This window comes from Streptomyces sp. NPDC007808, from assembly GCF_042868655.1.
Classification (GTDB): domain Bacteria; phylum Actinomycetota; class Actinomycetes; order Streptomycetales; family Streptomycetaceae; genus Streptomyces.
Map to the genome: position 1 here is coordinate 509,708 of NZ_JBIAEQ010000002.1, position 26,827 is coordinate 536,534.

Sequence of the window (26,827 nt, forward strand, 5' to 3'; positions counted from 1 at the left end):
TACGCACGTAACTTCGGACGGGACCGTAGGATGGAAGCGCTTCCCAGTCAATGCCCTGTGCATGAATTCCTGGCGCCGACGATCGTTCCCGCTTGAACTACGGTCGATGGAGCACATGACGCGAACACTTCGGGCCGCGTAGGCTCGAACGGCCTGCCGAACGGCGGGAGAACAGGGGGTGCGATGGGCATCGCGGGCGCGCGTATGAGGGCGGTCGCTCGGGCGCTGCGGTCACGGCGCTCGCCACGCGCCTCGGCCATGCGCGACCTGGCCTTTCACCTGAGCGCCGCCCTGCGGGCCAGACCCCGGCCCCCGGCCGATGTGCGCGAGGTGTGCCGGGCGCTGTGCGAGGAGATGAGCGCACTGCGCGGCGGGCGGCCCCTGGAACTGCGTTTCGAGAGGTTCCCCGATGAGATCGAAGTGACCGGGCTGTGGGTGGAGTTCCAGGACTTCGACCTGGTCATCGTGGAGGAGCGGGCCGAGGCGATGCAGCAACTGGTCATCCTGGGCCATGAGTTGTGGCACCTGCACGCCGGGCACGGCCACCACCACACGGTCGGCGCGGCAGCCGCGCACGCCCTCGCCCGCCGGCCGGGCTGGGACGACGTCGCCCTCGCGGTGGCCGCCCGCAACGGCTCCCGTGAGCAGGACGAGGCGGAGGCCGAGGACTTCGGACACCGGCTGGCGGCGGCGTTCCGGCCGCTGCTGTCGGGGCAGGACCTCGACGAACCGCTCGGGCCCCTGCAGCGGTCGCTCGGGTACCGCGGGAGTGGGAGGACGGCGCGATGACCGGTCTGGCGCTGGACCCGTCCGGGCTGCTCGGCGAGGTGTACATCTCGTTCTGGATCCCGACCGTCGTGCTGACCGCCGCTCTGGCGATCAAACTGCCCACGATCATCCGGCTCTGGCGGGACCCACTGCTGCGCGCGGTCGGCGGTCTGCTGCTGCTCGCCTGCTTCGTCTTCGTCTTCGCCGCTCCGGCGACGATCGCCTGGGTCAACCGCGTCACCGGCGTGCCCAACATCGCGGCACCCCTGGTGTACTCCCTCCTCACCGCGTTCTGCGGCTCCTGTCTGCTGCTCATCATCGCCTGGCGCAACGGCCTGTCCGACCGCAGCGCCGAAGCCCGCCGCGCCATGCGCCTCGTCATCTGCGCGTACTCCGGTGTGATCGTGGCGCTGTGGGTGCTGTTCGCCCTCGCGGACGCGCCCGTTGAGCGGGTACGGGACCTGGACACCTACTACGCCAACACGCCGTTCATGCGCGAGGAGACCCTGCTCTATCTCCTCGCGCACTGCACGGCCGTACTCATCACGTCCCGCCTGATCTGGAACTGGGTGCGCACCGACGGCCTCGACGCCTGGCTGCGCTGGGGACTGGTCTGCCTGGGCGTCGGATACGCGCTCAACCTGATCTTCGACGCGGCCAAGCTGACCGCCGTCGCGGCCCGCTGGACGGGCAACGACCTGGACTGGCTCAGTACGGACCTCGCGCCGCCGGTGGCCTGCCTGTCCGCCATCCTGATCGCGGTGGGCTTCATCCTCCCGCACGCCGGGCAGTACCTGCACGACCGCTGGCGGGTCCGCCTCGCCCACCACCGACTGCGTCCGCTGTACCTGCTGATGAGGTCCGTCAACGGCTCCGGCGTGCGATTCGTCCTGCGCGCCACCCCGGAACTGCGGCTCATCCGCCGCGAGACCTTCATCCGCGACGTGCTGCTGTCGCTGGCACGGCACATCGACGAGGATCTGCGCGGACGGTCGTTCGCCGCCGCGCTCGCCCTCGGCTTCGCACCCGTACGGGCCAAGGCGCTCGCCTCCGCCGTGACCATCCAGGACGCCATCGACCGCAAGAGCCGGGCCCCGGACGGGGGCGGCAGCGGCGGTCCCGACACCACCGACCTCCTCCAGGAGATCGGGGCCGTCTCCCGAGCCCTGCGCCACCCCACCGACATCCAGGCGGTCCGTGCCCGTGCGGCCGCCCCGGCAGAGAACGTGCCCGTACATGACTGAACGCCCCACGACCGCCGTCGTCCTCGGCGGTTCCCTCGCCGGCATGCTCGCCGCCCGCGCGCTCGCCGACGTCGCCGACCGCGTCACCCTGGTCGAACGCGACGTACTGCCGTCCGGGCCCGCGCCGCGCAAGGGCCTGCCCCAGGCCCGGCACGTCCACCAGCTCTGGTCGGGTGGGGCGCACGCCCTGGAGGAGCTGCTGCCGGGCATCGTCGGACGGCTGCGCGAGGCGGGGGCGCACCGGCTGCCGGTGACCACGGACATGGTGGCCCTGTCGCCGTACGGCTGGTACCGGCGGTGGGCCGAATCCCACCACATGCTGCTGTGCAGCAGGGATTTGCTGGACGCGACCGTTCGGGCGGACGTCCTCGCCGACGGGCGCGTCGAGCTGGTCGAGGGGGCCGAGGCGCTCGGACCGGTCGGTACGGACTCGGCCGTCACCGGCGTACGGATCCGGACGCGGGACGCCGCCGAGCGGACCCTGCCGGCCGACCTGGTCGTGGACGCCACGGGGCGGGGCTCCCGTGCGGCGGGCTGGCTGACCGGGCTCGGGGCACCGGCCGTCGAGCAGCGGGTGGTCGACTCCGGGGTGGCGTACGCGAGCCGGGTGTTCCGGGCGCCCGAGGGGGCCCGGGAAGGCTTCCCCGTCGTCAACGTCCAACCGGACCCGCGCGCCGGGAGACCCGGGTGCGGCGGGGTGCTGCTGCCCATCGAGGACGGGCGGTGGATCGTCACCCTCTTCGGTTCGCGCGGCGGTGAACCGCCCACCGAATCGAAGGACTTCCTCCGGTACGCCCGTGAGGAGCTGCGGCACCCCGTCATCGCCGAACTGCTCGCGTACGCCGAGCCCTTGACGGAGGTGGCGTACACCCGCACCACGGCCAACCGGCGCCACTACTACGAGCGGACGCCGGCCTGGCCCGAGAACTTCGCCGTGCTCGGCGACGCCCTGTGCGCGCTCAACCCGATCTACGGACACGGGATGTCGGTCGCGGCCCAGGGCGCGCTCGCCCTGCGGGAGACGGTACGGCGCCACGGCTGGGGTTCGGCCGGTCTGGCCCGGCGGATCCAGCGGGCGGTGGCGCGGCCCGCGTCGGCGGCATGGGATCTGGCCCTGGGGATGGACGTGTTCTATCCCGGGGCGACCGAGAACGGCCCCACCGCGCGCGACCGGCTGGTGGCGGCGTATGTCGGCCGGCTGCTCCACACCGCCACCGGCAACGGCCGGATCGCCCGGCGCGTCACCGACGTGACGTCCCTGGAGCGCGGGGCCGAGGTGCTGCTCGCCCCATCCGTGCTGCTGGCCGCCCTGGTCGGCCCGCTCAAGCCGGCGTTGAGCGGGCCGCCGCTGACGGCGCAGGAGTTGAAGGCGGCGGGGCTGCGGTGACCTCGGCCCGCGGGCGGCTGCCTCAGCCGGCGAACGCCGGCTGCGCCAGCCCCTTGCCCGCGCCCGGCACCACGAACAGCGACCCCGCCAGCGCGGGCGGCGACGCGAGCCCCACGCGGGCGGTCGTGACGTACAGATCGGTCAGGCCGGGGCCGGCGAAGGCACACGCCGTCACCCGGGGCACCGGAAGCGGGACCACCCGGTCCAACTCGCCGTCCGGCGTGTAGCGGCGTACCGCCGCGCCCTCCCACAGGGCCACCCACACACAGCCCTCGGCGTCGACCGTGAGGCCGTCGGGGAACCCCGCGCCGTCCTCGATCTCGACGAGCGGACGCCGGTTCACGGCCCGCCCGTCCGCGAAGTCGAAGACGTCGACGCGACGGGTCGGCGAGTCGACGTAGTACATCCGCTGCCCGTCCGGGCTCCAGCCCGTGCCGTTGCTCACCGCCACGTCGTCGAGGACCACCTCGACCGTGCCGTCACCGGTGTGCCGGGACAGGGTGCCGCCGCCCGGCGCCTCGTCGTAGCGCATGGTGCCCGCCCACAGGGAGCCGTCCGGGGCGACCGCGGCGTCGTTGGCGCGGCGGCCGGGGACGGGGTCGTGGTGCAGCCAGCGGAAGGAGCCGTCCGGGTCCAGCAGTCCGACGCCGTCCCGCAGGTTGAGCACGAGGCCGCCACCGGCGCGGGGCTTGACGGCGCCGATGTGCTGGTGCGTCGTACGCACCGAGCGGCGCCCGGAGACGGGGTCGTAGGTGTGGATCCGGGACCCCAGGATGTCGATCCAGATCAGCCGGCCGCTGTCCGCGTCCCAGGTCGGCCCCTCGCCGAGCTCCGCCTCGGCGCGCACGGCGACCTCGTACGCCGTCCCCGTCATCCCACGCTCCGATGCCCGAGGCGCTCCGACAGCTCCGCGGCGCCCTTGGCGGCGAGCTGCTCCAGCTCGGCGCGCCGGTCTTCGCTCCAGCGGATCATGGGCACGGAGATCGAGAGGGCGGCGACCACCTGCCCGGTACGGTCCCGCACCGGGGCGGCCACGCACGACACGTCCGGGTTGGATTCCCGGCTCTCGACGGCGATCCCCCGCTCGCGAATCTCCGCGAGGGCCTCGCGCAGGGCGCCGGGGTCAGTGATGCTGTTCGGAGTCATGGCGACGAGCTCGGCGTCGTCGGGGACGCGTGCGGTCAGCTCGTGCTCGGGAAGGGAGGCCAGCAGCATCTTGCCGACGGAGGTGCAGTGCGCGGGCAGGCGGCGCCCGGCGGCGGACACCATGCGTACGGCGTGCGTCGAGTCCACCTTGGCGATGTAGATGACGTCGGTGCCCTCCAGGATCGCCACGTGCACGGTCTCGTCGCAGGTCTCGGCGACGGACCGGGCGACCTGCTGCCCCTCGGCCGCGAGGTCGAGCTGCTCGGCGTACCGGCTGCCGAGCTGGTAGGGCCGCACACCGAGCCGGTACCGACCCGGCTGGCCGGGCACCTGGACGATGTACGACCGCGCGGCCAGAGTGGTGACCAGCTCGTGCACGGTGGTGCGCGGCAGCTGGAGCTTGCGCACGATGTCGGGGGCGGAGAGTGTGCCGTCCCCGTCGAGGAAGAGCTCAAGAATGTCGAGAGCCCGGGTCACGGCTGGTACGAGGCGTCCCACGTCCGGCCCCCTCCCTTGGGTGTGAGGCTGCGTTCGAAATTTCAACAGCCGATCGGAATAACGAACACAGGCTACTCAAAATCGCTTTCCCCGGGCAATGGCCGCGCGGGGTCCGACTCGAATGCACCCCGGGCGCGATCCGCGGCCAGTACCGTTGCCCATGTGCGGCTCGTCACACTCTGCCGCACGGGGAGGCGCCTGGGGCGGTCGCATAGGCACGCGCTCAGGCGAGCGATTTGGGGGGTTCTGTGCACGACATGGTCATGGGCTCGAACGTGGCGCTGGCGGCTCTCAGCGACGACGTCGGCTCGGTCATCGTCAGCCTGGGCTGGGTCAGCCCGACCGGTGAAGGCGACGCCGACGTGTCCGTCCTGCTTCTGGACACGAACGGCAAGGTCCGCAGCGACGCCGACTTCTATTTCTACAACAACCCGGTGGCCGCCGACGGCAGCGTGCAGCTTCTGGGGAAGACGCCGACGCAGGACGGCAACGAGGACCGCATGTGCTTCGACCTGACAGCGGTCCCACCGGACATCGAGCGGATCGTCGTCGCGGCGAGCCGGTACGGCGAAGCCCGCTTCGCAGAACTGGACGACCTGAGGGTGACGCTGGCCGATGCGGCCGGCGAGAACCTTCTCCGCTTCTCGGTGAGCGACGCCGGATCCGTGAGCGCGATCATCTTCGGCGAGTTGTACCGACGCGGAGAGGACTGGAAGTTCCGTGCCGTGGGACAGGGGTACGACTCCGGGCTGGCGGGCTTGGCGACGGACTTCGGGGTGGACATCGACGACGACCCCGAGGACGCCGACGAGGAGCGTGCCGGCACGGAAGGCGCGGCGGCCGGGACCGCGCCGAACCCGGCCGGTGCCGGTGAGGCGGTCGCGGTGCCGCCGGGCCAGGCCCCCGAGGCGAGCCCGGTCGGCTCCCTGGACGCGGTACCCGCCCCCCGCCGGTCCGTCGACGGGGCCGAGCCACGCAGACGAGCTGCCCGACCGCGAACCGCGAAGAAGAAGGCCCCCCTGCCGAGCACACCGCAGAAGTCGTTGGCGGAGAACGACTCCTGGAAACCCGCGCGGCTCTTCCCCGTGTCGGCTCTCAAGAGCGATCGGGACCGCGAGACCCGCGCCACCTCGGTGCTGTTGTCGGTCATGGCGCAGGTGCCACGGTTCGGCAGGCGGCTGACCGCCGCGTTCGGGGCGCCGTCCGGCCGTATGGAGACGTTCACCGAGGTGTCACTCCCCCACGGCGACACGCCCCGGCGCCCGGACGGGGTGATCCGCATCGAACGTGCCGGAAAGCTGTGGACGGCACTCGTCGAGACCAAGACCAACGGCAACCCGCTCAAGGCCGATCAGGTGCAGGCGTACATGGACATCGCCGCCCGACGCGGCTACGAGGCCGTGATCACGGTGTCGAACGACGTCGCGCTGGAGGGCAGTCCCCTGGTCGATGTCAAGATCGACCGGCGACGCAAGCACAAGGTGGCGCTCTGGCATCTCTCGTGGGCCGAGGTGGCCCATCAGGCACACCTGCTGATCCGGCACGAGGGAGTCGGCAACGCGGCCCGCACGTGGCTGCTGCAGGAACTGCTGCACTACCTCCAGCACGAGAACTCCGGCTGCCACGGCTTCCAGAACATGGGCTCGGCGTGGGTGCCGGTACGCAACGGCATCAACGACGAGACCCTGTGCGAGGGCGACCCGCGCGCCCTTGAGGTGGTCGAGAACTGGGAGAGGCTCATCCGCCAGGTGTGTCTCAGGCTCGGCGGCGAGCTCGGACAGAAGGTGTTGCCGACTCAGCGCGCCAGGCGCGGCACCGATCCGGGAGCGCGCCGCATGCAGCTGGCCGACCAGTTGTGCCGCGACGGGAGGCTCCAGTCGGATCTTCGCGTGGAGAACGCTCCCGGACTGCTCACGATCAGTGCTGATCTGCGCACCGGCAAGCTGCGCACGTCCGTCGAGATCCCCGCGCCCGAACAGGGATACCCCCTGACCTGGGCCAAACGTCTGGTGCGCCATCTCGGCGAAGCGCCGGCGGACCTGCACATCGAAACCCTGGTCGAAGGCGACAGCGGCGGCCCCCGGGGCACCCTGGAACGGCTGCGCCCCGAGCCCGGGGACCTCCTGCCGAAGAACACCGCGACCCGGATCACCGGCTTCCGCCTGTCCCTCTTCAAGGGGATGGGAAGTACCCGGGGCAATGCCGAGTCCGGCTTCATCCGCAGCGTGGACGATGCCGTCCACCGCTTCTACACGACGGTAGTGGCCCATCTGGACCGGCCCGCACCACGACGAGCCGCGCGGAAGGAGTCCGTAAGCGCGTAGGAACTCGCCGCGGGCCGGGCCGTATCAGCCCTGTCCCTCCTGCTCCCACTGCTCCTCGCTCGTCATCCCGTGCGGGCCGATGGTGGCGGTGAGGCACCGGGGCTCCTCCGCTCGGAGGCGGCGGGGCCCCGCCGGGTACGACGGCGTCGGTAGGTCGGGATACTCCCGCCGTCAGACGTGCTCGCCGGCCCGTGGCGGCACGGTGGTGTCCATGTCTTCCACCTCCTCCGTGAAACTGCGCCGTCCCGTCCGCCGGGCCTGGCTCGTCGTGCATGTCGTCGCCTCCGCGAGCTGGCTGGGGCTCACGCTCGGGTTGCTCGCGCTCGGGGTCACCGCGGCCACCACCGGGACCGCGGTGAGCGTGGAGGGGTCCGTGCGGGGCATGAAGCTGTTCGCCGACTGGCTGCTGCTGCCCGTGGCGTCGGTCACGCTGGTCAGCGGGCTGGTGCTGGCGCTGGGCACGCAGTGGGGGCTGGCCCGGCACCGGTGGGTCCACGTCAAGTTCTGGATGACCCTGGCGGCGACGACCGCCACCGTGCTCGCCCTGCGCCCCGGCGTGGACGCCGCCGTCGGCGCCGTCGCCGCGGGCGGTGCGCTGCCCGACGCGGGGGACGTCCTGTTCGGGCCGGTCGTGTCGCTGTGCGCGTACGTCTTCATGACCGTGATCTCGGTCCTCAAGCCCTGGGGCCCGACCCGCCGCGGCCGCCGCCTGCACACCGCCGCCCCGTCCCGCGGCTGACGGGACGCGGAGCGAGCCGACGACCGGCGGCGCTACCGGCGCGGCCCCCCGAGCTCCCCCTTCAACCGCTGCGCCCGCAACACCAGTTCCAGCTCGAACCGCCGGTCCGGGTCGTCCATCTCGTCGCCCCACAGCTCCCGGATCTGCCGCAGCCGGTAGCGGACCGTCTGGGGGTGCACCCCGAGGCGGGCCGCCACCTCCGGCGCCCCGCCCCTGGTCTCCAGCCACGCCAGCAACGTCTCCGCGAGCCGTCGGCCGTGCGTGGGGCCGCAGTGCGCCAGGGGTGCCAGGCACCGCAGGGCCAGGTCGTCGATCAGTTCCTCGGGCTGCAGGAGCACCAGCGCCTCGGTGTGCTCGGTGCAGTACAGGACGTCACCGGCCGGCAACAGTCCCCGTTCCATCAGGTGTACGGCCGCCTCCGCCCAGCGCAGCGACTTCGCCGCCTCGGCCAGCGGGACCGGCGGGCCGATCGCGCCGGACCAGCCGGTCAGCGCCCGGTGCAGCAGTTCGGGACGGCCGCCGGCGTCCGGCTCGGGAACGACCATGCGCGGCCGCTCGTACTCCATGTCGAGCAGCACTCCCTGCCCGACCGCGGGCGCCATCGCCTCCCGCGCCGGGCGCAGCAGCACGCCCACCGCGACCTTCTCGGGCAGCGGCCAGCCGATCCGCGCCGCCCGCTCGGTGAGGGCCTCCGCCGGGTCGCCCCGGTGGTGCTCGGCCAGCAGGAGTTCCATCAGGCGGCGCTGGAGGCGCAACCGCTCGCCGGCCTGCCGTGCCGCCGCCTCGGCATAGCCGCGCACGGACTGGTCGACGAGGCCGTCGAGGTACTCGTAGCCCGCGTCCACCAGTTCGTACATGGCGGGCGGCGGGATGTCGACGCGTTGGCCGATCTCCGCGAAACGGCGCCAGGCCAGCCGTACGCCCAACCGGTAGATGGCCTGGAGGGAGTCCAGGGAGCGGCCGTTGAGGCCCTCGCCGCGGCCGAACTCCTGGAAGACGCCGGGCGGGACGGTGGGCCGGCCCTCCGAGGTCTCCAGGTGCTGGACGAAGACCTCGATCGCGCGCCGGATGCCGACCAGGGCCATCGGCTCGCCCGACTCGTCGAGGACGACGGGCAGATGCGGGTACTCGCGCTGGATCTCGCGCAGGATCTCCTCGGCGAGGGCGGGGGCGTCCGCCATGGCCAGTTCCGCGAAACGGCGGACCTGGTAGCGGGGGACGTCGCGCCAGGCCGAGCGGGTGGCGGAGGCCATGGAGGCCGGTAAGCGGGTCGTGGCCACGGTCAACTCCCCTGGCCCGCCTGCTCGTACGTGATCAAAGGTGTGTTCGGCTGGTCGGGCGTGGCTTCCAGCAGCGCGACGACGCCGAGCGCGGCGCCCACCGCGAGTACGGCGGCGAGCGCGACGGTCAGCGCGGCGGCGAGCAGTCTGGGCATCGCAGGGTCAGCCTCTCTGTCCGAGATCCCGGAGGTCGTCCCCACCCCGGTGTTCGCCAGCCCGATTCAACCCCTGCCTGTGTGCCCAGTCTCGACAAGCTGGAACAACCCGTCAAGACATTGACACTCCGTCAATGGACGCCTACGGTTCCCGGCCCAAGAACGGCCAGGCAACGACCGTGCACCGACCGGTGCATCGACCATGCGTCAAACCCCAGGAGTGCCGGATGCGCCGTACAGCCTCACCTGTCTCGTTGATCCTGCTGGGCCTCGGCACGTTTTTGCTGGTACTGGCGCCCATGCTGGCCTGGTACGTGACCCCGCGTGCCGCCGTGAACCCCGTCGACATCGACACCACCGCCGTCTACACCGGCACCGGCAGCGTCTTCGACACCGAGAAGATCGAGACCGTGCCGGACCAGAAGATCACCGTCACCCAGCGGGTGCGCGGCAATGTGGCGGAAAGTGAACGCAGCGGCAACGCCGTCTGGGACGTGATCACGACCGTCGACACCGACAAGTCGCTGCCGGCCGCGGACCCGCACGACGCCCTGGACTTCACCCCGCACCGCTGGGTGATGGACCGCAGGACCACCAGGCCGGTGCACTGCTGCGAGGAGAGCCCGTACATCGAGGGCGAGGCGTATCTGAAGTTCCCGTTCGACGTGCGGAAACGGTCCTACCAGTGGTGGGACAACACCGGTGGGACGACGGTCACCATGCGCTACGACGGGACCGAGAAGGTCCAGGGGTACACGGGGTACCGGTTCACCGGCACGGTCGCGCCCCGCAAGGTGGGCACCCGGCTCGTGCCCGGCAGGCTCGTCGACGAGCCGGGCCGTCCGCAGGTGCTGGCCGAGGAGTGGTACTCCAACCACGGGTTCAAGCTGGTCGTGGACCAGCGCACCGGCCGGGTGATCTACGCGCAGACCGGTCCGCGCCGCACCCTGCGGGCGCCCGGCGGCGAGAAGGACGCGGCGGTGCTCCTGGACAGCGAGAAGATCGCGTTCACCGCGGCGACGCAGAAGGAGGCCGTGCGGCAGGCGAAGCGGGACAGCGGAATGCTGCGCATGGTGGGCGAGACGGCACCGATCGGGGCGGCTGTGGCGGGATTCGTCCTTGCGGCAGTGGGTGGCGTTTTGGTGGTACGCGGGCGAAAGCGGCCGGAATCGTCGAGTACGGCCGAGATGCCCCAGGCCTCACTCACGATGTGACGTGACGTCAGCTCTAACAAAGCCGGAAATTGTCACGTCGGTGAGTAGCCCTGACGAACGGCTGGGCGAAAACTGTCCAACCCCACCCGGACACAGCCTGTCCACACCCCTCGCAGGACGACCCGAAACAGTTCGAGAACGACCGAATCCCCATCCCCACCGGAACACAACCCTCCCCTCCCCCACGCTGAGTTCCGCACCCTGAGACGAGTTGGAGCACCCATGCCCCAGCACGTGCCCTCCCCGCTGCGTGCCGCCCTCCCCTTGGCGTCGCAGCAGCACCCTCCGGCGCTCCCCCCACATCCGCGCCGAATCGTTTTCCTCGCCCACCGAGACCTGGGCAACCGGTCCGCCGGCGGCTCCGAGCTGCTGGTCGACCGACTCGCCGACGGCCTCACGAGACTCGGCCACCAGGTCACCCTGCTGTGCGGGGGCCCGGCGGCCTACCGCGACTACCGGGTGGTGTCCGCAGGCGGTTCCTACGGCCACTATCTGCGCGCCAGATCCGCCTTCGCCCGTCAGGTCGGTGACTGCGACCTGCTGGTCGAGGTCTGCAACGGGATGCCGTACTTCGCGCCGCTGTGGCATCGCGGGCCGACGGTGTGCCTGGTCAACCATGTGCACACGGACCTGTGGCAGATGCGCTTCGACGGGCCGCTGGCCCCGGCGGCGCGGCTCGGCCGAAGACTGGAGCACTGGGCGCTGACCGGTGCGCAGCACCGGAGTCTGCTGGTCGCCGTGTCGCCGTCCACGGCGCATGCGCTGCGGGCGATCGGGGTCGAGCGCAACCGGATCCGGGTCGTCCACAACGGGGTCGAGGAGCCGGGGCCCCTGGGTGAGCGCTCACCGGAGCCCTTGTTCGTGGCCGTGGGCCGGCTCGTCGAGTACAAGCGGATCGACCTGCTGCTGCGGCTCTGGGAACGGGTCCGGCCCGTGACCGGGGGCCGGCTCGTGATCGTCGGGGACGGGCCCGAACGGGCTCGGCTCCAGCAACTCGCCGGAGACGGCGTCGAGTTCGCCGGCCATGTGTCCGAGGCGGAGAAGCATCGGCTGCTGTGTGCGGCGTGGTTGCTGCTTCATCCCTCGGCCGTGGAGGGGTGGGGGCTCGTGGTCACCGAGGCCGCCACGCGGGAGACCCCGACCATCGCCTTCGACGTGCCCGGGCTGCGGGACTCCGTCGTGGACGGGGAGACCGGCGTGCTGGCCCGGGGGGAGTCGTCGTTCGCGGCCGCCTGGTGCACGCTCGCCCTGTCGGGGCACCGGCGGGAGCTGATGGGCAAGGCCGCGCGGGACCGGGCGGCGCGCTATCGCTGGGATCGGACGGTACGGCAGTTCCGGGCGGTCGCGGCGGAGGCGGTGAGGGGCCGTGCCGTCCCTACGCCGTAGCTCCGCGCGTCCCGTCGGGCGGGCCGCGCAGCCCCGGGCCGGCAAGGACCCCTCGCTTCGGCGCTCTCTCGCCCTCTTCCGTGCGTTCATGCGGGAGCAGGAGGACCCGGACGCCTGCTACTCGCTGCTCGCCCGTGACGCAGTCGACCAGGTGGAGGCCTACGGCGGTCCGGTCGCCGGGCGGACCGTCGTCGACGTCGGCGGCGGCAGCGGGTACTTCGTCGAGGAGTTCCGACGGCGGGGCGCCGACGCCTTCCTCTTCGAGCCGGACGTCCGCGAACTCGGCGAGAAGCCGCCCGAGTCGGCCGTCGTCGCCGACGGGTACCTGCTGCCCCTGCGGGACGGCGTCGCGGACGTCACCTTCTCCTCCAACGTGCTGGAGCACGTGGCCGATCCGCAGACGTTCCTGAGTGAGCTGGCCCGGGTGACCAGGCCGGGCGGGCTCGTCTACGTGTCGTTCACCAACTGGCTGTCCCCGTGGGGCGGTCATGAGTGGGCCCCCTGGCACTATCTCGGCGCCGAGCGGGCCCGTGCCCGCTACCGGCGGCGTACCGGGCGGGCCGCCAAGCACACGCTCGGCGAGAACCTGTTCGCCGTGCACATCGGCACGACCCTGCGGCAGGTGCGCGCCCGCGACGACGTCGAGATCGTCGCCGCGCGCTCCCGCTACTGGCCCTTCCTCGCAAAGACCGTGGTCAAGGTGCCCGGTCTGCGCGAGTTCGCCACCTGGAACCTCCTCCTCATCCTCCGGCGGTGTCCACCATGACGACGACCACGGTCCAGGCTCCACCCCCGGCAGCCGTGCCCGCTGCGGCGCGCGCCTCGGGTCCGCCGGAGGGCCCGCGCTCTCGGCGCCTGCTGCTGGGGTTCTGGGCCGTGGTGTTCGTCCTGTTGCTGGCGGTGCAGCCGGGGCGGCAGACCTTCGACACCAAGCTGGGCGTGACCGTCGACCCGGGGCGGTTTTTCGCCGACCTCGGGCAGTTGTGGCACGACGAGGGCAGCTTCGGCGGGATCCAGAACCAGTACGCCGGCTATCTGTGGCCGATGCTGCCGTTCTACTGGCTGGCCGACGCCGTACGGCTGCCGGTGTGGCTGGCGGAGCGGCTGTGGCTGTCGCTGATCGTGTCGGTGGCCTTCTGGGGTGCGCTGCGGCTGGCCGAGCGGCTGCGGGTGGGAAGCGGCGGGTCACGACTGGTGGCGGCCGTCGCCTATGCGCTGTGGCCGGTCTTCACCACCGTGGTCGGCTCCACGTCGGCCGCCGCGCTGCCCGGCGCGTTCCTGCCGTGGGTGCTGCTGCCGCTGACCGACGAGCGGTACGCCGCTCGGGTCGCCGCGCTGCGATCGGCCCTGATCATCCCGTTCATGGGGGGCGTGAACGCGGCCTCCACGCTGGCCTCGCTGCTGCCCGTCGGGCTCTATCTGCTGTCCCGGCCGCCCGGGCCGAGGCAGCGCAAGCTGATCGCCTGGTGGGTGCCCGGGGTGATCCTGGCGACCGCCTGGTGGGTGGTGCCGCTGCTGCTGCTCGGCACCTACGGCGAGAACTTCCTTCCGTACGTGGAGAGTTCCGAGACCACCACCGAGACCATGGCGGCGACGGAGGCGCTGCGCGGCGCCGGGAACTGGGTCGCCTATCTGCACTTCGGTCAGGCCTGGCTGCCGGCCGGCTGGACCGTCGCCTCCGCGGTGGTCGTGATCGTCTGCTCGGCCCTCGCGGCCGGTCTCGGGCTGGCGGGGCTGGCCCGCCGGGACATGCCGGAGCGGCGGTGGCTGGTGCTGACCGTGGTGACGGTGGCGCTGATCCTGCTCGCCGGGTACGGCGGGGCGTTCGGGGCACCGTTCCACGACACGGTGCGGGACTGGCTGGACGGCTGGCTGGTGCCCTTCCGGAACATCTACAAGTTCCAGCCGGGGCTCGCCCTGGCGCTGGTGCTGGGGCTCGCCCATCTCGTGGGCGTGGCCGTCCAGGCGCGGGGCGCGCGGCCGGTGCGGGGGAGGCGGTTCGCGCCGCTGGTCGCGGCCGTGCTGGTGCTGCCGGGACTGATGTGGCCGTACCTCAGCGGCTCGATCCTCAACCCGGGCTCCTTCAAGGAGATCCCGACCTACTGGCGGGCCACGGCCGACTGGCTGGAGAAGTACTCGCCCGACGCCCGCGCCCTCGTCGTCCCGGCGACCGCGCACGGCATCCACACCTGGGGCTCCACCATCGACCAGCCCCTCGACGTCCTCGCCCGCTCCCGCTGGGCCCAGCGGGACTACGTCCCCTTCGGCACCCCCGGCAACCGTCGGGCCATGGACGCCGTCGAGCAGGCGCTGGTGAGCGGCGGTCAGGTGCCTGGCCTGGCCGACTACCTGAGCCGGGCGGGCATCCACTACGTCGTCGTCCGCAACGACCTCGACCCCGACCAGATCGGCCACATCCCCACCACGACGGTCAAGCGGACCCTCGAACAGTCGGGCTACGAGCGGGTGAGGGGCCTCGGACCGGTCATGACCGGCGGGAAGATCGCCCCGGGCACCCCGCTGCAGGTGGAGGGGCTGTATCCGCGGCAGCGGGCGGTGGAGATCTACCAGCCGACCGGCACGGACGTGCCGCGCCCGCACCAGGCCGGGCTGCAGCCGGTCGCCGACACGGCCGTGGTCTCCGGCGGGCCGGAGGCGCTGCTGCCGCTAGCCTCCCGGCTGCGCGGCCGGGCGAGCGTGCTGACCGGCGACAACCATCCGGGGCTCGGCTCACCGCCGGTGCAGGTGGTCGGGGACGGGCTGCGGCGCGCGGACACACGGTTCGGGCTCGTCAACGCCAACACGTCGTACACGTACACCCGCGACGAGCGCAACGCGCCCGACGCCGCCCAGGACGCGGGGGAGCAACCGCATCAGATCCTGCCGACCACGGGCCTCGGCCACCAGACGGTCGCCGAGCTGCGCGGGGCACGGTCGGTGACGGCCTCGTCGTACGGCAGCTGGCTCTTCCATCTGCCGCAGTTCGATCCCGTGAACGCCTTCGACGGCAACCCGGACACGGCCTGGACCGAGGGCTCGGAGGGGTCGCCGGACGGGGAGTGGCTGCGCATCGCCTTCGCGGGCGGCCCGTACGCCATGCCGTCGTCCTTCAAGGTCACGCCGCTGCCCCAGGAGGGTGTGCGGGAGGCGGCGACCCGGGTGCGGGTGGAGACGGAGCAGGGGGCGGTGAACTCCTCCCTGCGCCCGGACGGCTCGACGCAGCGGGTCAAGGCGCCCGCGGGCGCGACCGGTTGGATGAAGCTGACGATCACGGACTCCGTGGCCCGGCGGCCCGGTCTGACCGGGGCCGGCTTCTCCGAGATCGGCCTGCCGGACGTGCAGGTGACCCGGCTGCTGCGGCTGCCGACCGACGCCGAGGACTCCGGTGCCGCGGCCGAGATCGTCTCCCTGTCCCGGACGGCCGACCCCACCGGGCTGTCGGCGACGGGTACGGAGGCGGGCCTGCACCGCCGTTTCACGACGTCCACGGCCGGCACCTACGAGGTGCGGATGAGCGCGGTTCCGGTGGCGGGAGAGGAACTGGACGAGCTGCTGTACGAGGTGGCGCCCGACCAGCGGAACCGGATCGTCGCCACCGCCGACTCCACGGCCCGGCTGGGCGCGGGCCTGTCGCCCCGCAACCTCACCGACGGCGACCTGACCACGGCCTGGATCGCCGGCGACCGGCCGACGATCCATCTGCGCTGGCCCGGGAAGCAGGCGGTGGGAGAGATCGTGCTGGCGCCGGCGGGCGGTCTCGCCACCCGGCCGACCGAGGTGCACATCAGCTCTCCGGACGGCGCGGTGATCGCCGGGGCCGACGAGAACGGCTGGGTGCGCTTCCCGCCCATCACCACCGACCGCCTGGACATCACGATCACCGGCACGGCCCCGCTGACCCTGTACAACCCGATGGTGGACGAGGACCTGCGGCTGCCGGTCGGCCTGACCGAGGCGTACGTCCCGGCCCTCGACGAGTACCGGACCCCGCAGCCGAGGGCGTCCCGGACCTTCTCGCTGCCGTGCGGGAAGGGGCCGGTGCTCGCGGTCGACGGGGAGCTGTACCAGAGCTCCGTGCGGGGGACCGTACGCGATCTCGTGGAGCGGCGGCAGGTCGAGGTGACACTCTGTCAGAACGGTCGGGAGGACGCCGAGTTGCGGCTGTCGGCCGGGGCGCACCGGGTCGAGGCCGGGGACGCCGGACCGCTCGCGGCGACCGAGGTGACGCTGACCCGCGGCACGGTCACCGAGGCCGCGACCGCCGGACGTGAGCTGGGCATACGGGACTGGCTCGGCGACCGGCGCGCGGTGACCGTCGGGTCGGGGGCGGCGAGTTATCTGACGACGTACGAGAACTTCAACGACGGCTGGCGCGCCACGCTGGACGGCCGGGAGCTGACTCCGGTGCGGCTGGACGGCTGGCAGCAGGGCTGGCGGATCCCGGCGGGGTCGGGCGGCACGGTCGAGCTGAGCTACGAGCCGGCGGTCACCTACGAGGGCGGGCTGATCGGCAGTGCGGTGGCGCTCGCGCTGCTGGCCGGGCTGGTGCTGTGGCGCCGGCGGGCGCCGAACCCCGACGAGCCGCAGCCGGTGCCGCCGTTGCCGGGGCTGTGGCTCGGCACCGTGGCCCTGACGGTGGTGGGTGTGATCGTCGCGGGGTGGTTCGCACTGCTGGTGCCGGTGCTGGCGCTGGTGGCGTGGCGGCGGCACACGCTGCTCGTGCCGATCGCGCTGGTGGCGCTCGCGGGCGCGGGGATCGCCGCCGCGACCGGGGCCGGGGAGCCGGTGGGCGCGGGGCGGGGCTCCTTCGGCCCGGTGGCGCAACTGCTCGCGCTGATCGGGCTGTTCGCCGGTGTGGTGGCGGTGCGGGAGCCCGCGGCCACCTCCGGCGCGGCGAGTGGCTCCGGGCACGCCCCGCAGGGCGGGGTGGCCGGACCGGGCTCCACGGCCGTGCTGCCGCCGGTCGCGGCGGGCGGTGTGCCGGGGTCCGCCGCGCCGCAGGCGCCGACCCGTCCGCTGCCCGGCCTGCCGCAGCGGGAGCGGGGACGCACCGGGCCGGGGACCGAGCCGCCCGACCCGGCGGGCCCGCGGCCCGAGTCGGGGCCGACCGTCTCCGCGCGCGGCCCCGGCGGCCCCGAACCGGACCCGCCGACCGCACGCATCAGGTTCAGCAAGCCGAGGTTCCGGGCGACCCGCCCCGGCGAGGCGACGGAGCCCGAGGACACGGGGAAGGGCGAAGCCACATGACCGCACTGCACCAGCCCGCACGCGCGGACGGTCCGCCGCGGCCTCCGGTACGCGTTCCGTTCCCCGTGGTGGACGAGGTCTCCCGGCACTGCCTCCAGGAGGAGGAGCCGGAGACCGTCCACATCGAGGTGCATCTGCCGGGGCGGCTGGAACAGGGGCGGCTGCGGGCGGCGTTCGCCGAGGCGCTGCGCCGGCACCCGCGGATCCTGATGCGTCAGGCGCCGGGGCGGTGGTACCGGCGCCGGTACGAGTGGGAGCTGACGGCGGAACCGGACGTGGAGGTGGTGCGCTTCACGGCCGGCGGTCGTGATGCGCTGCGCGGCGCGCGGACCCGGGCACTGACCGAGGCGCCGCCGCTTTCCCTGTCGCCGCCGATCCGGGTGGAGGTGGTGGAGGGAGCGGGACCGGTCGCGGGGAGCGAGGCGACGGACGCCGTAGGTGTACGGCTCCGCGGGACCGACGACCCCCCGCCCGGTCCGGCGCGGGGAACGGTCCTGTTCCTCACCATCAACCACACCGCCCTCGACGGGCCCGCCTGCATGCGCGTGCTCGCCACGGCCGCGGAGGTGTACGGCGGCCGGGACAACTCGCCCGCCGCCGCACCCGTCCGTTCGGCGACCAGCCCGCCCCCGCCCGAGGAGACCCCCTCGCACTGGTCCCGCCCCGCCCGGGTCGCGCCGGGCACGCCCGAGCCCTCCCCCGGCAACGGCATGCTCGTCACCGAACTGCCGCTCCCCCACCGCCCCAAGGGCGCCCCCTACACCGTCAACGACCAGCTCATGGTCAGCACGGCCCTGACGATCGCCCACTGGAACAGGGAACACGGCGCCCACCCCCGCCCCCTGCGCATCACCATGCCCGTGGACGACCGCCCCCGCGACGCCACCATGCCCATCGGCAACGGCACCCGTCTGGTGGAAGTCTGCTTCTCCGTCGACGAGTTGGCGCAGCACGGCCCGGACCGCATGCCCGCCCTGCTGCACCGCACGGCCACCCGGACCCGCGCCCTGAAGTCCCTGTCCCGCCCCCAGCTCGGCCACGGGGCCTCCCTGCTCACCGCCCCCTGGGCCCCCGTCGCCGTCCGTGCCGCGCTCACCCGCGCACTGCGCAGCGCCGCCGCGCCCTGGACCTCCACGACCCTGCTCAGCAACATCGGCCGGATCCCGTACCCGCTGGACTTCGGCGAGGACGCCGGCCGCGCGCACGCGGTGTGGTTCTCGGCGCCCGCCCGGATGCCCCGCGGCCTCACCGTCACCACCGCCTCCACCGCGGGCCGTCTGCACCTCGCGCTGCGCTGGTCGCGCGCCCTGCTCAGCCACGGCGACGGCGCCCACCTGCGGGACCTCTTCGAGCACTACCTGCACACCACGGAGGTGACCCCGTGACGACCGCACCGGTCAAACCCCCCGCGCTGCGCGACTTCTACGAGAACCCGGCCGTTCCCGTCGCGTCCGGCACCCCCCGCAGCCGCCGCCAGGCCCGTATGCTCGCCGACGCCCTGGGGCCGGCGGACGGCGGCCGTACGCGAACGATCGTCGACATCGGCTGCGGCGACGCGACCGCCGCGGCGACGGCCGCCCCCTACCTCCCCGGCCACCGCATCATCGGCATCGACTGGTCCCAGGACGCCCTGCGCCGAGCCCGCGCCCGCATCCCGTACGCGGTCCGCGGTGAACTCACCGACGGCGGGCTGCCGCTCAGGGCCGGCTCCGCCGACGCCGTGCTGTTCAGCGAGGTCATCGAGCACCTCGTCGACCCGGACGCCGCCCTGGACGAGATCCGGCGGGTGCTCCGCCCCGGCGGCCATCTGATGCTGTCCACCCCGAACCTGGCCGCCTGGTACAACCGCGGCCTGCTGCTGGCCGGGGTGCAGCCGGTGTTCTCGGAGGTGAGCCTGCGGGCGATCCACGGCCGGCCGGGGCGGGAGGTGGTGGGGCATCTGCGGCTCTACACCGCCCGGGCGCTCCGGGAGTTCGTGGCCGCCTCCGGCTTCGAGGTGGTACGGCTGGCGGGCGCGCCCTTCCACGGCGTGCCCCGCCCGCTGCGGGCCCTGGACCGGCTGGCCTGCGCCAGACCACCGCTCGCGTCGATCCTGCTGCTGCACGCGCGCCGGACATAGGAGGGCCTGGACGATGTGGTGGGGAGTGGCCGCGGCGCTGCTGGCGAACACCCTGTACAGCCTCGGTTTCGTCCTGGAGAAACGGGCACTCACCGCACTCCCGGAGGTGACGGTCAGGCAACCCGCCCGGCTGCTGCGCCTGGTCCTCGGCAGCCCGCTGTGGATCGGCGGCTCACTCGCCCTCGCCGCCGGTTTCGCGGCCCAGCTCGTCGTCTACCGCACCCTGCCGATCGCCGCCGCGCAGGGCATCTTCGTCTCCGGGCTCGTCCTGCTCGTCCTGCTCTCCGCCCGGCTGCTGGGCGAGGAGACCAGCGGGCGCGAACGGTACGCGCTCGCCGCGATCCTCGCCGCGCTGCTGATGGTCGTGCTGTCGCTGCGGGAGGGCCGCGACGCGGGGGACGCCGTGAGCCGGGCCGCCCCGTACCCGCTGATCCTGCTGGTGTGCGTGCCGTCGCTGGCGCTGGGGGTGTGGCTGTACAACTCCGCCGAGCGCAGGACCCGGCACCGGCACCGGCTGCCGACGACCGGCGTCGAGTACGGCGTGGCGGTGGGGCTGCTGTACGGCGTCAGCTCGCTCGCGATCAAGGGGGTGGCCGGCTATCTCACAGCGAGCGGGATCGGCGGCGCCCTGCTGGACCTGCTGCGGTCCCCGTACCCGTACCTCCTGCTGTTCACCGGCGCTTTCGGGCTGGTCATGTCGCAGGCGGCGCTCCAGCGCTGCCGGGCCTCGCTGATCGTGCCGGTGTGCACGACGGTGACCTGCGTGTACACGGCCGTGCTCGGCACGCTGTCGTTCGGCGAGACGCTGCCCGATGACCCGCTGCGGCTGGCGCTGCGCGTCGCGGGCACGGCGCTCGCCCTCGGCGTACTGCTGGCGATGCCCCGGCACGACCCGCCGCCCCCGCCGTCCCCTCGACCCCCCATGGAAGCCAAGGAGTTGACCCCACCATGAACCCCGACGACCCCCTGCTGCAGATCCTGGCGTGTCCCCTCGACAAAGGCCCGCTGCACCTCGTCGCGCCGCACGCCTCCGGCGCTTCCGGCGCTTCCGGCGCTTCCGGCGCTTCCGGCGACACCGGGGAGACGGCCGAGGCGCTGTACAACCCGCGTCTGCGCCGCCGTTACCCGATCGTCGACGGCATCCCGCAGCTGCTGCCGGCCTCCGGGGAGCAGGTCTCCGACGACGAACACGAGGCACTCCTGCAGCGGATGGCCCCATGACCACCACCCTCGCGGCCCGCCTGGCCCCGTACCTCCCGGTCCGTCTGGTCGCGGCGACCGCCCGGGCCGTCTACCCGCGCTTCGAACCGGAGCTGGCCCGGCTCGCCGAGCTGTGCCCGCCCGGCTGCGGTACCGCGGTGGACGTCGGCGGCTGGTACGGCCCCTGGACGCACCGGCTGAGCAGACGGGCGCGGCAGGTGGTGACGGTCGAACCGGTCCCCCATCTGGCACGGCTGCTCGCGTCGGGGACCCGGCCGAACGTACGCGTGATCCAGGCCGCCGCCTCCGACCGGCCCGGCACGGCCCGGCTCTGGCTGCCCCCGGGCGACGCGGGCGACCGCGGGGTGTCGTCCCTGGTGCGCAGGAACATCCACCAGCGCGCGCTGCACGTGTCCTGCGTCGCCCTGGACGACCTCGGGCTGCGGGACGTCGGCTTCATGAAGATCGACGTCGACGGCAACGAGCTGGCCGTGCTGCGGGGCGCGACGGCGATCCTGGCCCGCGACCGGCCGGCGCTGTTCGTGGAGCTGGAGTCCCGTATCCAGCCGATCGGTCCGGTGGTGACGTACCTGTCGATGCTGCGCTACGACGGCTGGGTGCTGCCCGGCGACAGCTGGGTGCCGCTGTCGGCGTTCCCGCTGGAGAGCCACCAGGAGGAGGCCTCCCATGTCGTGTCCCAGGGCCTGCTCCGGCGGGTCCTGCCGATCGGCCCGCTGCGGGGTCCCCGTTACGTCAACTCCGTCCTCTTCCTGCCCGACGGCCGCCGGCCGGGCGGGCGGGTGCGCGAGCATGGTCCCCATGCCCTCCGGAAAGCCCCCCGCTAGCGGACACCCCGCCGGACCCTTCACGCCGCTCCACTTCCAGCTGGTGCTGCTGCGCCGCATGGCCGACCACAACCCGGACCTGGTGGAGGACGCCCGCCGGTCCCTGGGCGTCTCCCTCGCCGAGATGCGCGAGGCGAACAAGCGGTGGCAGGCGATGGTGCGCTCCCCGCGGTCCCGCGCCGCGGCGACGCGGTACCGCTCGGTGCTCGGCAAGCCCGAGTCGGTCGTCTCCCGCACGGTGGGTGACCTGGAGTGCGAGGCCTGGCTGTGGCCCGTCCCGCTCTGGCCCGACCTGCGCTTCGAGGCACTGCTCGCCCCGAACGGGACGGTGTGGAACGAGTGGCTGGTGCGCGCCCCCGGCGCCCCTGCCCCCGACTTGCGCACGGTCGCCGACCTCACCCCCTGGTCCTGCACGGTCGACGAGGCCGCCCGCGCCTTCGCCCCCGCCCGGCCCCTGGAGGGGACGGCCCCGACCCGGTGGGGGCTGGCGTTCTCGGCGCCGGACGGGGCGGGGGTGCGGCGCGAGGTGGTGGCCGAGTTCACGTGGGGGCTGTTGCAGCGGACGGCTGTCAGCGGCTGACCCGCGCGCGGGGGGAGTGCGCCGTGCACCCGGCGGCACCCGTGTGCGATCGTTCGGCTCATGAGTGGCGACTACGACCGCATCCGTACCGGCATCGAGTTGATGACCGCCTACGTGTCCGGGAACGACCTCCTGGCGGCGTACGTGGCGGAGCGGCGCCGCGACGACCCCTCGGCGTCCGACGTGCTGATGGACGGCGCCGCGGCCCTCTGCGCGCTGCTGCTGCGCAAGATCGCACGGGAGACCGGGAGGACCGAGCACGAGATCCTGCAGGAGCTGGCCCGCGGCACCCACCGGCACGAGCAGCAGTTCGGCGACTGAGCCGAGGCGCGCTACCCGGCCGCAAGCTCGCTACCCGGCCGCCGCCAGGATCGCCTCCACCACCGCCGGCACCGAGCCCGGGTGCAGCGACAGGAAGAGGTTGGGCTCGACCAGCTCCAGCTCCATGACCCGGGGCAGCCCGTCCTCCCCGTCGACCAGGTCCACGCGCGCGTACAGCAGTTCATCGGCCCGCGGTACGGCGGCCAGGGCGCGTTCGGCGACCGCGAGCTCCGCCGGGGTCGGGGTCCAGGGCTCCAGGCCGGGGTGGGCGACCTTGCGCTCGTCGTACGGCGTCCCGCGGGTCAGGACGGCGCCCTTGCGGCTGGCGTGCAGCAGGCGGCCGCCGTAGAACTGCAGGGCCCGCTCCCCGCTGACGTCGATGTTCGCGAGGTAGGGCTGCACCATCGCGGTGAACCCCTCCGCGTGCATGCGCGCGAGCTGCCGTACGGCCGTGTCGTGGTCCTCGGGTGTGTAGCGGGCGGCGAACCGCGCGCCCGCGCCGGAGGTGGGCTTGACGACGTACTCGATGCCGTCCGGGAGCTCGGCGGAGTCACCCGGCGCGATGTACCGGGTGGCCACGACGGGCACACCGGCCCCGGCGAGATCGCCGAGGTACCGCTTGTCGGCGTTCCACCGCACCACCTCGGCCGGGTTCGCGAGCCGGGTCGCCTCGGCGCACCGCCGCGCCCACGCCAGGAACTCCGCGGCACGCCAGCTGTAGTCCCAGGTGGAGCGGAGCACGGCGAGGTCGTGACCGCCCCAGTCGACCGCGGCGTCGTCCCAGGCCACGGCGTCGGCCTCGGCCCCGGCTGCCCGCAGCGCCTCGACGAGCACCGGGAGGTCGCGGTCGACGGCGACCTCGGGTCCGGGACGGCAGGTGACGAGGGCTATGCGGGGCACGGCGGTTCCTCCGAGCGGGACGGCGGGGCGTGCGCAGGCTAACAAGCGCTTGCCCGACTCGGACAGGCCGCTCGGCCCGCACCGTCGGGGCAGCCGCGGCACCGGCCGGCGAGGAACCGGCGGCGCCCACCGGCGGGGTCCACCGGCGCGCGGACATGGCGGCGCGTCGCGGCGGCCGCTCGGGCGGGGCGGGTGGGCTGCGCGTCGCGGCGGCCGCTCGGGCGGAGCGGGTTGCGCGTCGCGGCGGCCGCTCGGGCGGGCGGGTTGCGCCGAACCGGGCGGGGTGGGCTGCGCGTCGCGGCGGCTACTCGGGCGGAGTGGGCGGCGACGCCGACTCGGGCAGGGCGGGCGGCACATCGCAGCGGCCACTCAGGCGGAGTGGGCGGCGCCGAGCGCGGGTGTTTCCTCCCGGCAGTCGATGGTGTACGGAGGAGTCGGGGTGGCGGTCGTGCCCGCGGTCGCGCGGCCCTTGATGGTCGAAGCGGGTTCCGGGTAGGCCACCATGGAGCACAGGCGATCACAGGCGACACCAAGTCACGACAGGCAGCCACAGCCAAGGAGTACGACGCGTGTCCTCACTCTTCCCGGGCCTGACAGCCGCTCCGTCGGCCGGCCGCACCGCCCTGAGGTTCGGCGACAGGGCCCTGACCTACGCGGAGCTCGCCGCCGCGGCGGGCGCCCTCGCGGACCGGATCGCCGACGCGAGCCGGGTCGCCGTGTGGGCGACCCCCACGCTGGAGACGGCCGTCGCGGTGGTCGCGGCGCTGGAGGCCGGGGTCGCCGCCGTGCCGCTCAACCCCAAGTCCGGGGAGAAGGAACTCGGGCACATCCTGGCGGACAGCGCGCCGAGCCTCGTCCTCGCCGCACCCGCCGACGAACTCCCCGCCCCGCTGCTCGGCCTGGCGCGCGTGGACGTCGACGCGCAGGCCGGCGGCGCTCTCCCCGACCCGCCCGCCTCCGGCGAGGACCCCGCCCTGATCGTCTACACCTCCGGCACCACGGGCCCGCCCAAGGGCGCGGTGATCCCGCGCCGCGCCGTCGCGCACACCCTGGACGCGCTCGCCGACGCCTGGCAGTGGACCGCCGACGACGTCCTCGTCCACGGCCTGCCCCTGTTCCATGTGCATGGCCTGGTCCTGGGCATCCTGGGCCCGCTGCGCCGCGGCGGATCCGTCCGTCACCTCGGCCGGTTCGACACCGAGGGGGTGGCGCGCGAGCTGACCGACGGCGCGACCATGCTGTTCGGCGTGCCGACGATGTACCACCGCATCGCCCAGGCGCTCCCTGAGACGCCACAGCTGGCGAAGGCGCTGGGCAGGGCCCGGCTGCTGGTCTCGGGGTCGGCCGCGCTGCCCGTGCACGACCACGAGCGGATCACCGCGGCGACCGGGCAGCGGATCGTGGAGCGGTACGGCATGACCGAGACGCTGATGAACACGAGCGTGCGCGCGGACGGCGAACCGAGGGCCGGGACGGTCGGCGTGCCCCTGCCGGGCGTGGAACTGCGGCTCGTGGAGGAGGACGGGGTGCCGGTCGCGTCGTACGACGGCGAGACCGTGGGCGAGATCCAGGTGCGCGGCCCGAACCTGTTCAGCGAGTACCTGGGCCGCCCCGACGCCACGGCGGCGGCGTTCACCGAGGACGGCTGGTTCCGCACCGGCGACATGGCGGTGCGCGATCCCGACGGGTACGTCCGCATCGTCGGCCGCAAGGCCACCGACCTGATCAAGAGCGGCGGTTACAAGATCGGGGCGGGTGAGATCGAGAACGCGCTGCTCGAACATCCGGGGGTACGGGAGGCGGCCGTCACCGGCGAGCCGGACGCGGACCTGGGTGAGCGGATCGTGGCGTGGATCGTCGCGGAGGACCCCCAGTCGCCGCCGAGCGCGCGGGAACTGGCCGACCACGTGGCCCGCCGCCTCGCCCCGCACAAGCGCCCGCGCGTCGTCCACCACCTGACCGCGCTCCCCCGCAACGACATGGGGAAGGTCATGAAGCGGGCGCTGAGCCATGACTGAGCGGCGCCCGAGCGCGCGGGAGGCCCTCGCCCTGCTCGCCGACGACTTCACCGAACTCCCCCGCCCGGCAGGGGACCCGGTGCCGGACGGCCCCCTCGGCTGGCCCGGCTACGACGCCTCGCGCGCCCGCGCCGCCCAACGCACCGGCGAGGAGGAGTCGGTGCTCTGCGGCACCGCCACCGTCGAGGGCACCCGCGCGGTCCTGATCGCCTTCGAGTTCGGCTTCCTGGGCGGCTCGCTCGGCGAACGCACCGGCGACCGGCTGGAGGCGGCGTACACGTACGCCCGCGACCGGCGTCTTGCGGTGGTCCCCTTGGTCGCGACGGGCGGCAGCCGGATGCAGGAGGGCATGCTCGCCCTGACCCAACTCCAGCGGGTGGCCCGCCAGTCGGAACTGACCCGCGCGGCCAGGCTGCCGCAGATAGCGGTCCTGCGGGACCCGACGACCGGTGGCGGCTGGGCCACCCTCGGCGCGGGCGCCGACGTGTCCCTCGCCCTTCCCGGCGCCCAGGTCGGATTCGCGGGCTCCCGGGTCCGCCCACCGGACGCGGACCCGGCCGCCTACACGGCGGAGGCGCAGGTGCGGGCGGGTGCGGTGGACGCGGTCGTGCGGCCCGAGGCGCTGCGGACCGAACTGGGCCGGTGGCTACGGCTGCTCACGGCACCCGGCACCGAAGCCGCCCCGCCGCCGCGCCCGCTCGGCGCCACCGACCCGCCCGCCACCGGCTGGGACGCGGTCCGGCGCGCCCGCTCGCCCGAACGTCCGCGTGCCGCCCGCTACTTGGACGCGTACTTCACCGACCGCGTCACCATCAGCGGCGACCGCTGCGGCGGCACCGACCCCGACGGCATGCTGTGCGGCTTCGGGGACCACGAGGGCCGCACGGTCGCGTACGCCGCCCAGACCGGCACCGCCACCCGTCCCGCCGGGTACCGCACCGCCACCCGCCTGATCCGCCTCGCGGACCGGCTCGGCATCCCGGTGCTGACCCTGGTGGACACGCCGGGCGCGGCGAACGACGCGGAGGCGGAGCGGCAGGGCGTGGGGGCGGCGATCGCGGACCTGTTCGGCGCGGTGGCCGCGGCCCGCGTCCCGATCACGACGCTGGTGATCGGGGAGGGCGGCTCGGGCGGGGCGCTGGCCCTGGCGGCGCCCGGCAACACCTGGGCCACGCCGGACAGTTACTTCTCGGTCATAGCACCGGAGTCGGCGGCGGCGATCCTGAAGCGGCCACCGCGGGAGGTGGAGGCGACGGCGGACCAACTCCGCCTGCGGCCCCAGGACCTGGTCGACCTCGGAGTGATCCGGGCGACAGTCCACCGGCCCCCGCACCCGAGCACCCCTCCCCCCTGAACGCCCCCGCCCGTCCCCCGACGGACGACCGCGCCCCTCACCTCCCCGACGCCCGCCCGGCCCCACCCTCCGGCCGGTCGGGTGGTCGGGCGGCCGGAGGGT

24 protein-coding genes are annotated in these 26,827 nt (G+C 73.7%); 18 read left to right on the forward strand and 6 right to left on the reverse strand.

The genetic code is table 11. From position 1 onward, the window contains the following. Positions 1-183: 183 nt before the first annotated feature. The 3 genes from ACFYNL_RS08565 to ACFYNL_RS08575 are packed head-to-tail and all read left to right on the forward strand — an operon-like array spanning position 184 to position 3,399. The gene (locus ACFYNL_RS08565) at positions 184-789 is read left to right on the forward strand and encodes a toxin-antitoxin system, toxin component family protein (RefSeq protein WP_388798727.1); all 606 of its coding nucleotides are present in this window, start codon (positions 184-186) and stop codon (positions 787-789) included. Next, complete coding sequence (locus ACFYNL_RS08570) at positions 786-2,012, forward strand: MAB_1171c family putative transporter (RefSeq protein ID WP_388798730.1); 1,227 nt, start codon at positions 786-788, stop codon at positions 2,010-2,012. Before ACFYNL_RS08565 ends, ACFYNL_RS08570 begins: the two co-directional genes overlap by 4 nt. Beyond that, positions 2,005-3,399: an NAD(P)/FAD-dependent oxidoreductase gene (locus tag ACFYNL_RS08575; RefSeq protein WP_388798733.1), complete on the forward strand. Its 1,395-nt coding sequence runs from the start codon at positions 2,005-2,007 to the stop codon at positions 3,397-3,399. Before ACFYNL_RS08570 ends, ACFYNL_RS08575 begins: the two co-directional genes overlap by 8 nt. Before the next feature lie 22 nt (positions 3,400-3,421). Here the strand turns inward: ACFYNL_RS08575 and ACFYNL_RS08580 are convergent, their stop codons facing one another. Next, on the reverse strand, positions 3,422-4,273 hold the full coding sequence (locus ACFYNL_RS08580) for an SMP-30/gluconolactonase/LRE family protein (RefSeq protein WP_388798736.1): 852 nt from the start codon (positions 4,271-4,273) through the stop codon (positions 3,422-3,424). Further along, the gene (locus ACFYNL_RS08585; RefSeq protein ID WP_388798739.1) at positions 4,270-5,043 is read right to left on the reverse strand and encodes an IclR family transcriptional regulator; all 774 of its coding nucleotides are present in this window, start codon (positions 5,041-5,043) and stop codon (positions 4,270-4,272) included. Before ACFYNL_RS08585 ends, ACFYNL_RS08580 begins: the two co-directional genes overlap by 4 nt. Positions 5,044-5,300: 257 nt before the next feature. On the opposite strand from ACFYNL_RS08585, the gene ACFYNL_RS08590 reads away from it, so the two are divergent. Both ACFYNL_RS08590 and ACFYNL_RS08595 read left to right on the forward strand, forming a co-directional pair. Then, positions 5,301-7,367: a TerD family protein gene (locus ACFYNL_RS08590; protein ID WP_388800541.1), complete on the forward strand. Its 2,067-nt coding sequence runs from the start codon at positions 5,301-5,303 to the stop codon at positions 7,365-7,367. A gap of 211 nt (positions 7,368-7,578) precedes the next feature. Continuing rightward, on the forward strand, positions 7,579-8,106 hold the full coding sequence (locus ACFYNL_RS08595; protein ID WP_388798742.1) for a DUF2269 domain-containing protein: 528 nt from the start codon (positions 7,579-7,581) through the stop codon (positions 8,104-8,106). Positions 8,107-8,138: 32 nt separating this feature from the next. Here ACFYNL_RS08595 and ACFYNL_RS08600 read toward each other — a convergent pair whose 3' ends face one another. Then, entirely contained in the window at positions 8,139-9,359 is a 1,221-nt protein-coding gene (locus ACFYNL_RS08600; protein ID WP_388800544.1) for a PucR family transcriptional regulator, read from the reverse strand. Between the two features lie 29 nt (positions 9,360-9,388). Continuing rightward, on the reverse strand, positions 9,389-9,541 hold the full coding sequence (locus ACFYNL_RS08605) for a hypothetical protein (RefSeq protein WP_163016988.1): 153 nt from the start codon (positions 9,539-9,541) through the stop codon (positions 9,389-9,391). A 227-nt stretch (positions 9,542-9,768) separates the two neighbouring features. Between ACFYNL_RS08605 and ACFYNL_RS08610 the strand changes: the two genes are divergently transcribed. The 11 genes from ACFYNL_RS08610 to ACFYNL_RS08660 all read left to right on the forward strand — a co-directional run bounded on the left by ACFYNL_RS08610 (position 9,769) and on the right by ACFYNL_RS08660 (position 22,453). Further along, complete coding sequence (locus tag ACFYNL_RS08610; RefSeq protein WP_388798746.1) at positions 9,769-10,755, forward strand: DUF3068 domain-containing protein; 987 nt, start codon at positions 9,769-9,771, stop codon at positions 10,753-10,755. Between the two features lie 222 nt (positions 10,756-10,977). Then, the gene (locus ACFYNL_RS08615) at positions 10,978-12,141 is read left to right on the forward strand and encodes a glycosyltransferase family 4 protein (protein WP_388798749.1); all 1,164 of its coding nucleotides are present in this window, start codon (positions 10,978-10,980) and stop codon (positions 12,139-12,141) included. Positions 12,142-12,229: 88 nt separating this feature from the next. Continuing rightward, entirely contained in the window at positions 12,230-12,907 is a 678-nt protein-coding gene (locus tag ACFYNL_RS08620; protein ID WP_388798752.1) for a class I SAM-dependent methyltransferase, read from the forward strand. Then, the gene (locus tag ACFYNL_RS08625; RefSeq protein WP_388798755.1) at positions 12,904-17,388 is read left to right on the forward strand and encodes an alpha-(1->3)-arabinofuranosyltransferase family protein; all 4,485 of its coding nucleotides are present in this window, start codon (positions 12,904-12,906) and stop codon (positions 17,386-17,388) included. Before ACFYNL_RS08620 ends, ACFYNL_RS08625 begins: the two co-directional genes overlap by 4 nt. Next, positions 17,385-18,773 (forward strand): condensation protein, encoded by a 1,389-nt coding sequence (locus tag ACFYNL_RS08630; RefSeq protein WP_388798758.1) that lies wholly within the window; start codon positions 17,385-17,387, stop codon positions 18,771-18,773. Before ACFYNL_RS08625 ends, ACFYNL_RS08630 begins: the two co-directional genes overlap by 4 nt. Next, positions 18,770-19,507, forward strand: a complete 738-nt coding sequence (locus ACFYNL_RS08635; protein ID WP_388798761.1) for a class I SAM-dependent methyltransferase — start codon at positions 18,770-18,772, stop codon at positions 19,505-19,507. Before ACFYNL_RS08630 ends, ACFYNL_RS08635 begins: the two co-directional genes overlap by 4 nt. Before the next feature lie 25 nt (positions 19,508-19,532). Next, positions 19,533-20,459: a hypothetical protein gene (locus ACFYNL_RS08640; protein ID WP_388800547.1), complete on the forward strand. Its 927-nt coding sequence runs from the start codon at positions 19,533-19,535 to the stop codon at positions 20,457-20,459. Then, complete coding sequence (locus ACFYNL_RS08645) at positions 20,456-20,728, forward strand: Trm112 family protein (RefSeq protein WP_388798764.1); 273 nt, start codon at positions 20,456-20,458, stop codon at positions 20,726-20,728. The genes ACFYNL_RS08640 and ACFYNL_RS08645 overlap by 4 nt, the downstream gene beginning before the upstream one ends. Next, positions 20,725-21,552, forward strand: a complete 828-nt coding sequence (locus ACFYNL_RS08650) for an FkbM family methyltransferase (RefSeq protein WP_388798766.1) — start codon at positions 20,725-20,727, stop codon at positions 21,550-21,552. The genes ACFYNL_RS08645 and ACFYNL_RS08650 overlap by 4 nt, the downstream gene beginning before the upstream one ends. Continuing rightward, positions 21,518-22,132: a hypothetical protein gene (locus tag ACFYNL_RS08655; protein ID WP_388798769.1), complete on the forward strand. Its 615-nt coding sequence runs from the start codon at positions 21,518-21,520 to the stop codon at positions 22,130-22,132. Before ACFYNL_RS08650 ends, ACFYNL_RS08655 begins: the two co-directional genes overlap by 35 nt. Positions 22,133-22,192: 60 nt before the next feature. Next, entirely contained in the window at positions 22,193-22,453 is a 261-nt protein-coding gene (locus ACFYNL_RS08660) for a hypothetical protein (protein ID WP_019756711.1), read from the forward strand. A gap of 30 nt (positions 22,454-22,483) precedes the next feature. Here the strand turns inward: ACFYNL_RS08660 and ACFYNL_RS08665 are convergent, their stop codons facing one another. Beyond that, complete coding sequence (locus ACFYNL_RS08665; protein ID WP_388798772.1) at positions 22,484-23,353, reverse strand: RimK family alpha-L-glutamate ligase; 870 nt, start codon at positions 23,351-23,353, stop codon at positions 22,484-22,486. 369 nt (positions 23,354-23,722) lie between these two features. Beyond that, positions 23,723-23,857, reverse strand: a complete 135-nt coding sequence (locus ACFYNL_RS08670) for a hypothetical protein (RefSeq protein ID WP_388798775.1) — start codon at positions 23,855-23,857, stop codon at positions 23,723-23,725. Between the two features lie 65 nt (positions 23,858-23,922). Here ACFYNL_RS08670 and ACFYNL_RS08675 point away from each other — a divergent pair, with 65 nt between their 5' ends. Both ACFYNL_RS08675 and ACFYNL_RS08680 read left to right on the forward strand, forming a co-directional pair. Beyond that, positions 23,923-25,371 (forward strand): acyl-CoA synthetase, encoded by a 1,449-nt coding sequence (locus ACFYNL_RS08675; protein WP_388798778.1) that lies wholly within the window; start codon positions 23,923-23,925, stop codon positions 25,369-25,371. Then, positions 25,364-26,725, forward strand: coding sequence for a carboxyl transferase domain-containing protein (locus ACFYNL_RS08680; RefSeq protein ID WP_388798780.1), 1,362 nt, complete (start codon positions 25,364-25,366; stop codon positions 26,723-26,725). The genes ACFYNL_RS08675 and ACFYNL_RS08680 overlap by 8 nt, the downstream gene beginning before the upstream one ends. Positions 26,726-26,827 lie beyond the last annotated feature (102 nt).